This window comes from Streptomyces sp. NPDC054813 (assembly GCF_053611365.1).
This window is the reverse complement of record NZ_JBSHAF010000022.1, coordinates 86,425-101,340: the sequence shown is the minus strand read 5'-3', so window position 1 is coordinate 101,340 and position 14,916 is coordinate 86,425. Positions and strand designations below refer to the sequence as shown.

General features: G+C 71.3%; 9 protein-coding genes. All 9 read left to right on the top strand.

Annotated features, from left to right (window positions below):
• Positions 1-61 precede the first annotated feature (61 nt).
• The 9 genes from ACWGJB_RS35690 (at position 62) to ACWGJB_RS35650 (ending at position 14,909) form a co-directional block, all read left to right on the top strand.
• Entirely contained in the window at positions 62-1,531 is a 1,470-nt protein-coding gene (locus tag ACWGJB_RS35690) for an aldehyde dehydrogenase family protein (protein WP_453384190.1), read from the top strand.
• 19 nt (positions 1,532-1,550) lie between these two features.
• Positions 1,551-2,642: a quaternary amine ABC transporter ATP-binding protein gene (locus ACWGJB_RS35685; protein ID WP_453384189.1), complete on the top strand. Its 1,092-nt coding sequence runs from the start codon at positions 1,551-1,553 to the stop codon at positions 2,640-2,642.
• A complete protein-coding gene (locus tag ACWGJB_RS35680) occupies positions 2,642-4,615 on the top strand; it encodes an ABC transporter permease (protein ID WP_453384188.1) in 1,974 nt (657 codons plus the stop codon). Before ACWGJB_RS35685 ends, ACWGJB_RS35680 begins: the two co-directional genes overlap by 1 nt.
• A gap of 14 nt (positions 4,616-4,629) precedes the next feature.
• Positions 4,630-5,595 (top strand): ABC transporter substrate-binding protein, encoded by a 966-nt coding sequence (locus ACWGJB_RS35675; RefSeq protein WP_453384187.1) that lies wholly within the window; start codon positions 4,630-4,632, stop codon positions 5,593-5,595.
• A 220-nt stretch (positions 5,596-5,815) separates the two neighbouring features.
• On the top strand, positions 5,816-8,254 hold the full coding sequence (locus ACWGJB_RS35670; RefSeq protein WP_453384186.1) for a GcvT family protein: 2,439 nt from the start codon (positions 5,816-5,818) through the stop codon (positions 8,252-8,254).
• Positions 8,255-8,418: 164 nt separating this feature from the next.
• Positions 8,419-9,702: a serine hydroxymethyltransferase gene (glyA, locus tag ACWGJB_RS35665; RefSeq protein ID WP_453384185.1), complete on the top strand. Its 1,284-nt coding sequence runs from the start codon at positions 8,419-8,421 to the stop codon at positions 9,700-9,702.
• Complete coding sequence (locus tag ACWGJB_RS35660; protein WP_453384184.1) at positions 9,699-10,931, top strand: sarcosine oxidase subunit beta family protein; 1,233 nt, start codon at positions 9,699-9,701, stop codon at positions 10,929-10,931. Before glyA ends, ACWGJB_RS35660 begins: the two co-directional genes overlap by 4 nt.
• An 11-nt stretch (positions 10,932-10,942) precedes the next feature.
• Positions 10,943-14,314, top strand: a complete 3,372-nt coding sequence (locus ACWGJB_RS35655) for a sarcosine oxidase subunit delta family protein (RefSeq protein WP_453384183.1) — start codon at positions 10,943-10,945, stop codon at positions 14,312-14,314.
• Entirely contained in the window at positions 14,307-14,909 is a 603-nt protein-coding gene (locus ACWGJB_RS35650; protein ID WP_453384182.1) for a sarcosine oxidase subunit gamma, read from the top strand. The genes ACWGJB_RS35655 and ACWGJB_RS35650 overlap by 8 nt, the downstream gene beginning before the upstream one ends.
• Positions 14,910-14,916 lie beyond the last annotated feature (7 nt).

Sequence of the window (14,916 nt, the reverse complement as noted above, 5' to 3'; positions counted from 1 at the left end):
GTTCCACCAAAAGCAATCCAATGCACAATGCGCAACGAGTTCGGGTTCGAAGGGCGCGGCCGTGGCAGATCTGTATGTGGATGGTGAATGGCGTGCGGCGGTGGCCGGCGGCCGGCGCGAGATCCGCTGTCCGGCGGACGGCACCCTCGTCGCCACGGTCTCGGAGGCGACCCGCCCCGACACCGAGGCCGCGATCACCGCGGCCCGGCGCGCCTTCGACGACGGACCCTGGCCGCACACCCCCGAGCGGGAGCGCGGCGCGCTGCTGCTGCGCACCGCCGGCATCATCGAGCGCGATGCCAAGGAGTTCGCCCGCGCCGAGTCCCTCGACACCGGCAAGCGTCTGGTGGAGAGCGAGTACGACATCGCCGACGTCGTGTCCTGCTTCCGCTACTACGGAGGCATCGCCGGCACCAGCGCCGGGCGGGTGGTCGACACCGGCCGCGACGACGCGCTCAGCCGGGTCACCTACGAACCCGTCGGCGTCTGCGGGCTGATCACCCCCTGGAACTACCCTCTCCTGCAAGCCTCCTGGAAGGTCGCCCCGGCCCTGCTCGCGGGCAACACCGTCGTCCTCAAGCCCAGTGAACTCACCCCCTCCACCTCGATCCTGCTGATGAAGGCACTGGAGGAGGCGGGTCTCCCGGCCGGCGCCGCCAACCTGGTGCTGGGCGCGGGCCCCGAGGCGGGCGCGCCGCTCGCCGAGCACCCGGCCGTCGACATGGTGTCGTTCACCGGCGGACTGCACACCGGCCGGCGCCTCATGGCCACCGCCGCCGCCACGGTGAAGAAGGTCGCCCTCGAACTCGGCGGCAAGAACCCCAACGTCGTCTTCGCCGACGCCGACCTCGCCACCGCCGTCGACTTCGCGCTCACCGCCGTGTTCCTGCACTCCGGGCAGGTCTGCTCGGCCGGCGCCCGGCTCATCGTCGAGGACTCGGTCCACGACGCCTTCGTCGACGAGGTCGTGCGCCGGGCCCGACTCATCCGCCTGGGCGGCCCCTTCGACCCGGAGGCCGAGACCGGGGCGCTGATCTCCGCACAGCACCGCGAGAAGGTCGAGGCGTATGTCGCCGCAGGCCTCGCCGAGGGCGCCGTACTGCGCTGCGGCGGCGCGCGCCCCGACGATCCCGCGCTGGCGAACGGCTTCTACTACCCGCCCACCGTCCTCGACGAGTGCCGGCAGGACATGCGGGTGGTGCACGAGGAGTCCTTCGGACCCGTGCTCACCGTGGAGCGCTTCCAGGACGAGGACGACGCCGTCCGCATCGCCAACGACACGGAGTACGGCCTCGCCGGAGCCGTCTGGACGCAGGACGCGGGCAAGGCGCAGCGGGTCGCCCGCAGGCTGCGCCACGGCACCGTGTGGATCAATGACTACCACCCCTATGTGCCGCAAGCGGAATGGGGTGGCTTCGGGCACTCGGGCGTGGGCCGCGAGCTGGGACCGACCGGCCTGGACGAGTACCGAGAGCCCAAGCACGTCTGGCAGAACATCCAACCCCGGCCGCAGCACTGGTTCCGCGGCTGACGCCGAAAAGAGGCCGATCATGACCCCAGCCCAGACCGAGGTGTCGCAGCGGCGCGACTCGTCCCAGGACCCCGGTGACCGCACCCCGGTCATCTCCGTGCGCCGGCTGTGGAAGGTGTTCGGGCCGAAGGCCGACCAGGTGCCGGGTTCCGAGGAGTTGTGCGGGCTGACCCGCCGCGAGCTGATGGACCGCACCGGCTGCACCGCCGCCGTACGGGACGTGAGCTTCGAGGTGTCGCCCGGCGAGGTCTTCGTCGTCATGGGCCTGTCCGGGTCCGGCAAGTCCACCCTGGTGCGATGTCTGACCCGGCTGATCGAACCCACCGCCGGCGAGGTCGTGTTCGAGGGCGAGGACATCCGGGGCGCCGACGCCCGGCGGCTGCGGGAGCTGCGGCGCAGCAAGTTCTCCATGGTCTTCCAGCACTTCGGTCTGCTGCCGCATCGCAAGGTCGTCGAGAACGTGGCGTTCGGCCTGGAGATCCGGGGCATGAGCCGGGCCGAACGGACCAGGAAGGCCATGGAGGTCGTCGAACTGGTGGGCCTCGCCGGGTACGAGAACTCCTACCCCGACCAGCTCTCCGGCGGTATGCAGCAGCGCGTCGGCCTCGCGCGCGCCCTGGCCGGCGACCCCGACGTCCTCTTCTTCGACGAGCCGTTCTCCGCGCTCGATCCGCTGATCCGCCGTGACATGCAGAGCGAGGTCATCCGCCTGCACCACGAGGTCGGCAAGACCATGGTGTTCATCACCCACGACCTCTCCGAGGCATTGAAACTCGGCGACCGCATCCTGATCATGCGGGACGGCAGGATGGTCCAGTGCGGCACCGGCGACGAACTCGTCGGCGCCCCGGCGGACGACTACGTACGGGACTTCGTCAAGGACGTGCCGCGCGGCGACGTCCTCACCCTGCGCTGGATCATGCGGCCCACCACCCCCGAAGACGCCCTGGACGGACCCGAGTTGGGCCCGGAGGTGGTGGTCCGCGAGGCCACCCGGGCGGTGCTCGCGGCCGAGCGGCCGGTCAAGGTCGTCGAGAACGGCAAGCTGCTCGGCATCGTCGGCGACGAGGAGATCCTCGCCGTCGTCGCGGGACAGGAGGGCGGCGCGTGATGACCGCCGTCGCCGACGCGACCGCGCCCGTCGCCACCCTGCGCCACAAGGTGAGCCGCCCCATGGTGGTGGCGGCGATCCTGGTCGTCTGGCTCGTGCTCTTCACCGTGCTGCGCGGCCGGCAGACGCTCACCCTGGCCGCCGCCGACCTCACCGGACTGCACCGCTGGCTGAACGACGTCAACGACAGCATCGGCGCCAACCGCAACTCCAACCCGGTCTTCCTCTACTTCTTCAACGAGATCCGGCTGGTCATCGACAACCTGGTGACCTTCGTCCAGTCGCTGATCTCCCAGCCCACCGGCTCCCGCCCGGTCCCGCAGATCGGCTGGCTCGGCGTCGTCGGCCTCGCCGGTTACGTGTCCTGGGCCGTGGGCAACTGGCGGGTCGCGCTGCTGGCCGCGGCCGGCTTCACCTTCTTCGGGCTCCAGGGCCTGTGGCAGGAGAGCATGGACACCCTGGCGCTGACCCTGTCGGCGGTCCTGGTGGCCCTGCTCATCGGCATTCCGCTCGGGGTGTGGGCAGGGCTCTCCGACCGGTTCAACCGGATCATGACGCCCTTCCTGGACTTCATGCAGACGATGCCGACCTTCGTCTACCTCGCCCCGCTGACCCTGATCTTCCTCATCGGCGGGGCCTCCGCGGTGATCACCACGGTGATCTACGCGGCACCGCCCGCCATCCGTATCACCGCGCACGCGATCCGCTCGGTTCCCGAGACCACCGTCGAGGCGGCCGACTCGCTCGGCGCGACACGGACACAGCAACTGCTGAAGGTGCTGCTGCCGATGTCCCGGCGCACGGTGGTCATGGGCGTCAACCAGACCATCATGGCCGCCCTGGCCATGGTCACCATCGCCGCCCTGATCGACGCACCCGGCCTCGGCAAGACCGTCGTCCAGGCCCTGCAGTCCCTAGATGTCGGCACCGCCTTCAACGCCGGACTCGCCATCGTCGTCATGGCCATCGTGCTCGACCGGGTCACCACGGCGGCGGCCGCCCGCACCCAAGTCCGCCGCGCCGACGGCCCGTTCCTCAAGTGGCGCCGCCCGCTGCTGGCGGCCGGCGGCATCGCGGCCGCCGTCCTGGTCTACCTCTCCCACACCTACGTCTGGGCGGCCGAGTTCCCCGGCGACGGCACCGTCGGCACCCACATCGCGAGTGCCGCCGACACCGCGACCACCTGGCTCCAGGACCATCTCTCCGGCCTGACCAACGCCCTGCGGGACGCCCTCACCAACGGTCTGCTCAACCCGTTCCAGACGCTGCTCACCGACTCCCCGTGGTGGCTCGTCGGCGCCACCCTGGTCGGGCTCGGCGCGGTCCTCGGCGGCTGGCGGGCCGGGGTGACGGCGGCCGTGTGCGTCGGGCTGCTGGTCGGCACGGGCCTGTGGTCGGACAGCATGACCACGCTCGCCTCGACCGCCGTGGCCACCGTCCTGGTGATGCTGCTCGGTGCCGTCGTCGGCGTGTGGATGGGCCGCAGCGCGCCGGCGGACCGGCTGATCCGGCCTGCCCTGGACGCCGCCCAGGTCATGCCGCCCTTCGTCTATCTCGTGCCGTTCCTGGCGCTCTTCGGCGCCACCCGCTTCACGGCGATCGTCGCGGCCGTCGTCTATGCGGCACCCGTAGCGATCAAGATCATCGCGGACGGGGTGCGGAACGTTCCCGAGTCCACCGTGGAGGCGGCCACCTCGGCCGGGTGCAACACCTGGCAGATCATCACCAAGGTCCAGCTGCCGATGGCACGCGGCGCCCTGACCCTCGCGACCAACCAGGGCCTGATCTACGTGCTGTCGATGGTTGTGGTGGGCGGCCTGGTAGGCGCGGGCGCCCTCGGCTACGACGTCGTGGCCGGTTTCTCGCAGGGCGAGTTGTACGGCAAGGGGCTGGCGGCGGGGCTCGCCATCGTCCTGCTCGGAGTCATGTTCGACCGGATCACTCAGGCTGCGGCGCGACGCACCCGGGCATAAGGAGCACCGACACCATGGCACAACACTGGCGCATAGGCGCGGCCGGCCTGGCCGTCCTCGGCCTCACCCTCACGGCCTGCGGCGGGGCGAAGGTCGGCGACGACACCTCGGCCGGCTCGAAGTCCTCGGGCGGCAAGTGCGGCACCTTCAACCTGGCCGTCAACCCGTGGGTGGGCTACGAGGCGGACGCGGCGGTCGTCGCGTACGTCGCGGAACACGACCTCGGCTGCACGGTGCAGAAGAAGGACCTCAAGGAGGAGATCGCCTGGCAGGGCTTCGGCACCGGCGAGGTCGACGCGGTCCTGGAGAACTGGGGCCACGACGATCTGAAGAAGAAGTACATCACCGGGCAGAAGACGGCCGTCGAGTCCGGCTCGACCGGCAACAAGGGGATCATCGGCTGGTACGTCCCGCCGTGGCTCGCCAAGGCGCACCCGGACATCAAGAACTGGCAGAACCTCAACAAGTACGCCGCCGAGTTCAAGACGTCCGAGTCGGGCGGCAAGGGCCAGCTCCTCGACGGCGACCCGTCGTACGTCACCAACGACGCCGCCCTGGTGAAGAACCTCAAACTGAACTTCAAGGTGGTGTACGCGGGCAGTGAGACCGCGCTCATCCAGGCCTTCCGGACGGCCGAGAAGAACAAGCAGTGGCTCATCGGCTACTTCTACGAACCGCAGTGGTTCCTCTCCGAGATACCGCTGGTGAAGGTGGACCTGCCCAAGTACACGACGGGCTGTGACGCCGACGCGGCGAAGGTCGCCTGCGACTACCCCGTCTACGACCTGGACAAGATCGTCAGCGCGAGTTTCGCCAAGTCGGGCAGTCCGGCGTACGACCTGGTGAAGAAGTTCAACTGGACCAACGACGACCAGAACACCGTGGCCAAGTACATCGCCGTGGACAAGATGTCGGACGACGCGGCGGCCAAGAAGTGGGTCGACGCCAACCGTGCCAAGGTCGACGCCTGGCTGAAGTAGCGGGGGGAGTGGAAAGGCCGGTCCAGTACGCCCGGCGGGCGGTGCGCACACGGTGCACCGCCCGCCGGGCGTTGCCTCGTGCCCCACTGCCTTTCGGCCGTTTCCCGACGTCACCGGACCTCTTGACACCCCTCCTCGACGACGGGCACATTGAGTTGCGCAGCCTGAATCACGTTGCGCACAAAGCAACTGCACCGGTCTCAAGTTCGGAGGTTGGGCGATGGCGGGACCACGAGTGGTCATCATCGGAGCGGGCGTCGTGGGAGCCGCCCTCGCGGACGAGATCTCCGCACGCGGCTGGACCGAGGTGACCGTGGTCGACCAGGGCCCCCTCCCGGCCACCGGGGGCTCCTCATCGCACGCCCCCGGCCTGGTCTTCCAGACCAACCCGTCGAAGACCATGACGGAACTGGCCCGCTACACCGTCGAGAAGTTCTGCTCCCTCGACGTCGACGGCAAGCCCTGCTTCCTCCAGGTCGGCGGCCTCGAAGTGGCCACCACCCCCGAGCGCCTCGCCGAACTCCACCGCCGCCACGGCTGGATCACCGCCTGGGGCGTCGAGGCACGGATCCTCACCCCCGAGGAGTGCCTCGAACAGCACCCGCTGGTGAACCCGGACCGGGTCCTGGGCGGCCTGCTCGTCCCCACCGACGGCATCGCCAAGGCCGTGCTCGCCGTCGAGGCCCAGATCCGCCGGGCCACCGAGCACGGCGTCCGCTTCCTCGCCCGCCACGAGGTCCTCGAAGTCCGCCAGAGCGAGGGCCGCGTCACCGGTGTCCTGACCGACCAGGGCGAACTCCCCGCCGACATCGTCGTCTGCTGCGCCGGCATCTGGGGCCCGAAGATCGCCCGCATGGTCGGCATGAACCTGCCGCTCACCCCGCTCGCCCACCAACTCGCCTGGACCGGACCGGTCCCCGCCCTCGCCGGCCAGACCGAGGAGGCCGTCCGCCCGATCCTGCGCCACCAGGACGCCGACCTCTACTACCGCGACCGCTTCGACGGCCTGGGCATCGGCTCCTACGGCCACCGCCCGATGCCCGTCTCCGCGGACGACATCCTCTCCTTCGACGAGGCCGAACAGATGCCCTCCGTCCTGAAGTTCACCGAGGAGGACTTCGAGGACGCCTGGACCGAGGCCCGGTCGCTGCTCCCCGCGACCCGCGAGGCCAAGGTCGAGGAGGGCATCAACGGGCTGTTCTCCTTCACCACCGACGGCTACCCGCTGCTCGGCGAGTCCCCGGAGGTGAAGGGCTTCTGGGTCGCCGAGGCCGTGTGGGTCACGCACTCCGCGGGCGTCGGCCGGGCCGTCGCCGAATGGCTGGTGGACGGCCACTGCTCGTCCTTCGACCTGCACGAGTGCGACATCAACCGCTTCGAGCCGCACCAGCTCGCCCCCGAGTACGTCCTGGCCCGCGACTGCCAGAACTTCGTCGAGGTCTACGACATCCTCCACCCCCTCCAGCCGAGCGGAAAGCCACGCCCGATCCGCACCAGCCCCTTCCACGCCCGCCAGCAGGAACACGGCGCGTTCTTCCTGGAGGCGAACGGCTGGGAGCGCCCGCAGTGGTACGAGGCCAACGCCGGCCTGCTCGAAGGCCGTTCGATCCCCACCCCCAACGACTGGGCCGCCCGCTACTGGTCGCCGATCGTCGGCGCCGAGGCCCAGGCCACCCGCGAGACGGTCGCGCTGTACGACATGACCGCCCTCAAGCGGCTGGAGGTCTCCGGCCCCGGCTCCGCCGACTTCCTGGAAGGCCTGGTCACCGGCAAGGTCGCCAAGTCCGTCGGCTCGGTCACGTACACCCTGCTCCTCGACCACGACGGCGGCATCCGCAGCGACATCACCGTCGCCCGCCTCGCCCGCGACCTCTTCCAGGTCGGCGCCAACGGCAACCTCGACCTCGACTGGTTCACCCGCCACCTGCCGGCCGACGGACGGGTCCAGGTCCGCGACATCACCCCCGGCACCTGCTGCATCGGCCTGTGGGGCCCGCTCGCCCGCGAGGTCCTCCAGCCGCTGACCGACGAGGACTTCTCCAACGAGGGCCTCAAGTACTTCCGTGCCAAGCGCGCCTACGTCGGCTCGGTGCCAGTCACCGCGATGCGGCTGTCCTACGTCGGCGAACTCGGCTGGGAGCTGTACACCACCGCCGACCAGGGCGCGAAACTCTGGGACACGCTGTGGCGGGCGGCCGAACCGCTCGGCGGGATCATCGCCGGCCGGGGCGCCTTCAACAGCCTGCGCCTGGAGAAGGGTTACCGCTCCTTCGGCACCGACATGACCTACGAGCACGACCCCTACGAGGCCGGCGTCGGCTTCGCCGTCAAGCTCGACAAGGGCGACTTCGTCGGCAAGGCCGCGCTGGAGCGGCGCAGGACGGAGGTACGGCGCCGGCTGAGCTGCCTCACCATCGACGACCCGCGGGCCGTCGTGATGGGCAAGGAGCCGGTGTACGACGGTGAGCGCGCGGTCGGCTACGTGACCAGCGCGGCCTACGGCTACACGATCGGCAAGGGGATCGCGTACGCGTGGCTGCCGGCGGAGCTGGCGGTGCCCGGGACCGGCGTCCAGATCGGGTACTTCGACCAGCGTGTGGCGGCGGTGGTGGCCGAGGAGCCGTTGTTCGATCCGGCGATGAGTCGTCTCCGTGGGTGAGGGGGACGAGCGGTGTCGTTGTTCGGCTGCGGGCTCGTCGTGGCTGGTCGCGTACCCGCGGCGGCAGTCGCAGTATCGGCACAGCCCCGCGCCCCTGACGGGGCGCTGCAGTTCGGCTTCTTGGAAGGAGCACCGCCGGTGACCGAGAGGAACGCGAACCCCGTATGAACGCGCTGAACACGCCCCTGGCCGAGCTGGACCCCGAGGTCCACGCCGCTCTCCGCGCCGAGCTGCACCGCCAGCAGTCCACCCTGGAGATGATCGCCTCGGAGAACTTCGCGCCCATCGCCGTGATGGAGGCGCAGGGTTCGGTCGCGACCAACAAGTACGCCGAGGGCTACCCCGGCCGGCGCTACTACGGCGGCTGTGAACACGTAGACGTCACCGAGCGGTTGGCGATCGAGCGTGTCAAGTCGCTCTTCGGGGCGGGCTTCGCCAACGTCCAGCCGCACTCGGGCGCCCAGGCCAACACCGCCGTCTTCTTCGCCCTCCTCCAGCCCGGCGACACGATCCTCGGCCTCGACCTCGCGCACGGCGGCCACCTCACCCACGGCATGCGCATCAACTACAGCGGCAAGATGCTCAACGTCGTGCCGTACCACGTCTCCGAGACCGACCACCTCGTGGACCTGGACGAGGTGGAGCGGCTCGCCAAGGAACACCGCCCGAAGATGATCATCGCGGGCTGGTCGGCGTACCCCAGGCAGCTGGACTTTGCGGCCTTCCGCCGGATCGCCGACGAGGTCGGTGCCCTGCTCATGGTCGACATGGCGCACTTCGCGGGGCTGGTGGCGGCGGGGCTGCACCCGAGCCCCGTCCCGCACGCCCACGTCGTCACCACCACGACGCACAAGACCCTCGGCGGACCGCGCGGCGGAGTGATCCTCACCAACGACGCCGCCCTCGCCAAGAAGATCAACTCGGCGGTGTTCCCCGGGATGCAGGGCGGCCCGCTGGAACACGTCATCGCGGCGAAGGCGGTCTCCTTCAAGGTCGCCGCGGCACCCGAGTTCGCCGAGCGCCAGGCCCGCACCCTGGCCGGCGCCCGCATCCTCGCCGAGCGCCTGACCCGGCCCGATGCGGCCTCGGCCGGAGTGAGGGTGCTGACCGGCGGCACGGACGTCCACCTCGTCCTCGTAGACCTGCGGGACTCGCCCCTGGACGGTCGTCAGGCGGAGGACCTCCTCCACGAGATCGGCATCACCGTCAACCGCAACGCCGTCCCCTTCGACCCGCGCCCGCCCATGGTCACCTCCGGCCTGCGCATCGGCACCCCCGCGCTGGCCACCAGGGGCTTCACCGAGGAGGACTTCGCCGCGGTCGCCGACGTGATCGCGCTGGCCCTCCAGCCCGAGCCGGACATCCCCGCCCTGCGCGCCCGCACCGAGGGCCTGGCCGCCAAGCACCCGCTCTACCCGCACCTCTCGCACGACGGAGACGTCCGATGAGCCCCCGCACTCCCGGCGCCGACCTCCCCGACCATCCGGACTTCCTCTGGCGCACCCCCGAGCCGAAGCGCTCGTACGACGTGATCGTGGTCGGCGGCGGCGGACACGGTCTCGCCACCGCCCACTACCTGGCGAAGAACCACGGCATCACCAACGTGGCGGTCCTGGAGAAGGGCTGGCTCGCGGGCGGCAACATGGCCCGCAACACCACGATCATCCGCTCCAACTACCTCTGGGACGAGAGCGCGGGCATCTACGAACACGCGCTGAAACTCTGGGAGGGCCTGGCGGAGGAGCTCGACTACCCGATCCTCTTCTCCCAGCGCGGCGTGCTGAACCTCGCCCACAGCCTCCAGGACGTCCGCGACAGCGTCCGCCGGGTCGAGGCCAACCGCCTCAACGGCGTGGACGCCGAGTGGCTCGACGCCGAGCAGGTCAAAGAGGTCTGCCCGATCGTCAACACCTCGCCCGAGGTGCGCTACCCGGTCCTGGGCGGCACCTACCAGCCGCGCGCGGGCATCGCCAAGCACGACTACGTGGCCTGGGGCTTCGCCCGCTCCGCGGACGCGGCCGGCGTCGACATCATCCAGAACTGCGAGGTCACCGGAGTGGACGTGGTGGCCGGCCAGGTGGTCGGCGTCCGGACCACCCTCGGCCCGATCGCGGCCGGCAAGGTGGCTCTGTGCTCGGCCGGCCACACCTCCGTCCTCGCCGCCATGGCGGGCATCGAACTCCCGCTCCAGAGCCACCCGTTGCAGGCACTGGTCTCCGAACTCCTGGAGCCCGTCCACCCGACCGTCGTCATGTCCAACGCGGTGCACGTCTACGTCAGCCAGGCGCACAAGGGCGAGCTGGTGATGGGCGCGGGCATCGACGCGTACAACTCCTACACCCAGCGCGGCGCGTTCCACATCATCGAGGAGCAGATGGCGGCCGCCCTGGAGCTGTTCCCGGTCTTCGCCCGCGCCCACGTCCTGCGCACCTGGGGCGGCATCGTCGACGTCAGCCCCGACGCCTCACCCATCGTCGGCCTCACCCCGGTGGCCAACCTCTACCTCAACTGCGGCTGGGGAACGGGCGGTTTCAAGGCCACCCCCGGCGTCGGCTGGGTCTACGCCCACACCATCGCGCACGACACCCCGCACGACCTCAACGCCCCCTTCTCGCTCGACCGTTTCACCACCGGCGCGCTCGTCGACGAGCACGGCGCGGCCGCGGTGGCCCACTAGGGAGCCCCACCATGCTGCTCATCCCCTGCCCGTGGTGCGGGCCCCGCGACGAGTCCGAGTTCCACTACGGCGGCCAGGCCCACGTCCCCTACCCCGAGACCCCCGCGTCCCTCACCGACGAGGAGTGGGCCCGCTACCTCTTCTTCCGCGCCAACCCGAAGGGCCCCTTCGCCGAACGCTGGAACCACACGGCAGGCTGCCGCAGATGGTTCAACGCGGTACGCGACACATCGACGAACGAGATCCTGACGGTGTACCGCCCAGGCGAGACACCTCCACCACCCCACCCGGCGACGTCTCAGCCGCCACCTCCCTCAGCCGATCCGGTGACGTCTCAGCCGCCGCTGCCTCCCTCAGCCGATCCGGTGGCCTCTCAGCCGACTGCGCCTTTCTCAGCCCGTCCGGCGTTTGAGGACGAGGCCGTTCAGGCCGACGGGGGGTCCGAGGGCGCAGCCCCCAGCGGGGCCGACGGGGCAGCGCCCCTGGAGGACGGGAAGGGTAGGGGCGGCGGGGGCGACACCCCCCTCGGCGGCACCACCGCGGCCCATCCCCACCGCACCCCCGCCGGCGGCCGAATCGACCGCACCACCCCCCTCACCTTCACCTTCGACGGCACCGAATACCAGGGCTACCGAGGGGACACCCTCGCCTCCGCCCTCCTCGCCAACGGCGTCGTCCAGGCCGCCACCAGCATCAGACTCGGCCGCCCCCGGGGCATCTTCACCGCCGGCCCCGAAGAACCCAACGCGGTCGTCCAGATCGAGGCCCCCTTCCCCGAACCGATGCTCTCCGCCACCACCGTCGAGCTCTACGACGGCCTGGTGGCCACCGGCCTCCCGGGCCAGGGACGCCTCGCCACCGAACCCGACCCCGCCCGCTACGACGCCGTACACGCCCACTGCGACCTGCTGGTCGTCGGTGGCGGCCCGGCCGGCCTCGCGGCGGCAGCGGCCGCGGCCACCAGCGGCGCCCGCGTCATCCTCGCCGACGACCAGCCGGAACCCGGCGGCAGCCTGCTCGGCACCGGCGAGCACCCCGACTGGGTGGCCGCGACACACGCGCGCCTCGAAGCCGCCCCCGAGGTCCGCGTCCTGCGCCGCACCACCGTCTTCGGCCACTACGACGACAACCACCTCCTCGCCGTCGAACGCCGCACCGCCCACCTCGGCGCCGACGCCCCCGCGCACGTCTCCCGCGAACGCGTCTGGCGGATCCGCGCCCGGCACGTCGTCCTCGCCACCGGCGCCCACGAGCGGTCCCTCGCGTTCGGCGACAACGACCGCCCCGGCGTGATGCTGGCCGCCTCGGCCCGCACGTACCTGCACCGGTACGCCGTCCTGCCCGGCCGCCGCGCGGTCGTGTTCACCACCAACGACAGCGCCTACTCCGCCGTACTCGACCTGGCGGCGGCCGGCGTGGACATCGCGGCGGTCGTCGACACCCGGCCGGAGCCGGGGGAGTGGGCCGAACGCGCCCGGTCCGCCGGGATCGAGGTACTGGCCGGACACGCGGTCACCGGCACGGCGGGCGGCGCCCGGCTCACCGCCGTGACCGTGGCCCCGTACGAAGGCGTGACCGTAGCCCCGCATCAAGGCACCCGCGGGCAAAGGGAGTTCGCCGCCGACCTGCTGCTCGTCTCCGGCGGCTGGAACCCGGTCGCGCACCTGTTCAGCCAGGCGGGCGGCAGGCTCCGCCACGACGAGACGCTCGGCACGTTCGTGCCCGACGGCTGCCGTCAGGCGGTGGCGGTCGCGGGCGCCGCGAACGGGGCGTTCGATCTGGCCACGGCCCTCGCCCAGGGCGCGGCGGCCGGCGCCCGGGCGGTCGAGGCAGAGGGGTACACCGCCGAGGCCCCCGGCCTTCCGACGGCACCCGCGCAGCCGTACACCCCGCCCATGCAGGTATTCACGATCCCCACCGCCTCCGGCGCCCCCCGCTTCGTCGACCTCCAACGCGACGTCACCGTGGCCGACCTGACCCGGGCGACCGGCGCGGGCCTGCGCTCGGTGGAGCACACCAAGCGCTACACGACGGCCGGTACCGCGAACGACCAGGGCAAGACCGGCGGCGTGCTGGCGAGCGGGGTCGTCGCCGAACTCCTCGGCGTGGACGTCTCGGCGCTCGGGCTGCCCACCTTCCGGCCGCCGTACACCCCCGTCTCCTTCGCCGCCCTCGCCGGCCGCGACCGGGGCGCGCTGCACGACCCCGTCCGCACGACCGCCCTGCACGGCTGGCACGTCGAGCACGGCGCGCTGTTCGAGAACGTCGGCCAGTGGAAGCGGCCCTGGTACTACCCGCGGGACGGCGAGGACAAGGAGACGTGCGTACTGCGCGAGTGCCGTGCCGCCCGCGAGGGGGTGGCCTTCATGGACGCCTCCACGCTCGGCAAGATCGAGGTGCAGGGCCCGGACGCCGCGCTCTTCCTGGACCGGCTCTACACGAACATGATCAGCACCCTGGAGGTCGGCATGATCCGCTACGGCGTGATGTGCCGCCTGGACGGAATGGTCTTCGACGACGGCACGGTCATCCGGCTGGCCCCGCACCGGTTCCTGGTCACCACCACGACCGGCAACGCTGCGGCCGTCCTGGACTGGATGGAGGAGTGGCTGCAGACCGAGTGGCCCGACCTGCGGGTGCACTGCGCCTCGGTCACCGAACACTGGGCCACCGTGGCGCTGGTCGGCCCGAGGTCGCGGGCGGTTCTGGCCTCTGTCGCGCCCCGACTGGCCGTGTCCAACGACGACTTCCCCTTCATGGCGTGGCGGGAGACCACCGTCGCCGGCCTCGACGCCCGGGTGTGCCGGATCAGCTTCTCCGGCGAACTCGCCTACGAGATCAACGTGTCGGCGTGGCAGGCCCGCGCGCTCTGGGAGGCGCTGTACGCGGCGGGGGAGCCGTACGGCATCACCCCCTACGGCACCGAGACCATGCATGTGCTGCGGGCCGAGAAGGGCTACCCGATCGTCGGCCAGGACACCGACGGCACGGTCACCCCGCAGGACCTCGGCATGGGCTGGGCGGTGTCCAGGAAGAAGCCCGACTTCATCGGCAAGCGCTCCTTCGCCCGCCCCGACACCGTCCGCCCCGACCGTAAACACCTGGTCGCCCTGGTCACGGACGACCCCGGTGTCCTCCTCCCGGAAGGCACCCACCTGGTTGCCGAGAGCGAGCTGCCCGCCCCGCCCGTCCCCATGCTCGGCCATGTCACCTCCAGCTACCGCAGCGCGGCGCTCGGCCGGACCTTTGCGCTGGCCCTGGTCAAGGGCGGCCGGGACCGCATCGGCGAGCGCCTCTACGCACCCGTCGGCGCCCGGCTGCTGCCGGTGACCGTCGCCGGTCCCGTCCTCTACGACCCCGAGGGAGCCCGCCGCGATGGCTGACACCGCCCCGACCGCAGCGCAGCGCAGCCCCCTGGCCGACGCCGCGCACCGGCTCGCCGCCGTGACGCGCTCCTCCCGGGGCGCCGTCCGGCTGGCCGAACTCCCCTTCCTGGCCCAGGTGAACGTCCGCCTGGACGTCAAAGGCCCGGCGGCGGACGCGGTCGGCCTGGCCCTGGGACTTCCACTGCCGCTGGAACCCGACACCGTGGTGCACACGGGGGAGGCGACCGCGGTGTGGCTCGGCCCCGACGAATGGCTGGTGGTGGGCCGGCCCGGCACCGAGCGGGAGCTGGAGGGCCGGATCCGCTCGGCGGCCGGGGCCGAACCGGTCGCCGTCACCGATGTCTCCGCCCAGCGCACCACCCTCCTGGTCGGCGGCCCCCGCGCCCGTGATCTGCTGTCCCACGGCTGCGCGCTGGACCTGCACCCGCGCGCCTTCGGCCCCGGCCGCTGCGCCCAGACCGCACTGGCCCGAACCCAGGTCGTGCTGGTCGCCCGCGAGGAGAGCCGGGCCGGGTTCTGGGTGCTGGTGCGCTCCTCCTTCGCCGGCTACCTGGTGGACTGGCTGCTGGACGCGGCCGTGGAATACGCCTGAGCGGCCC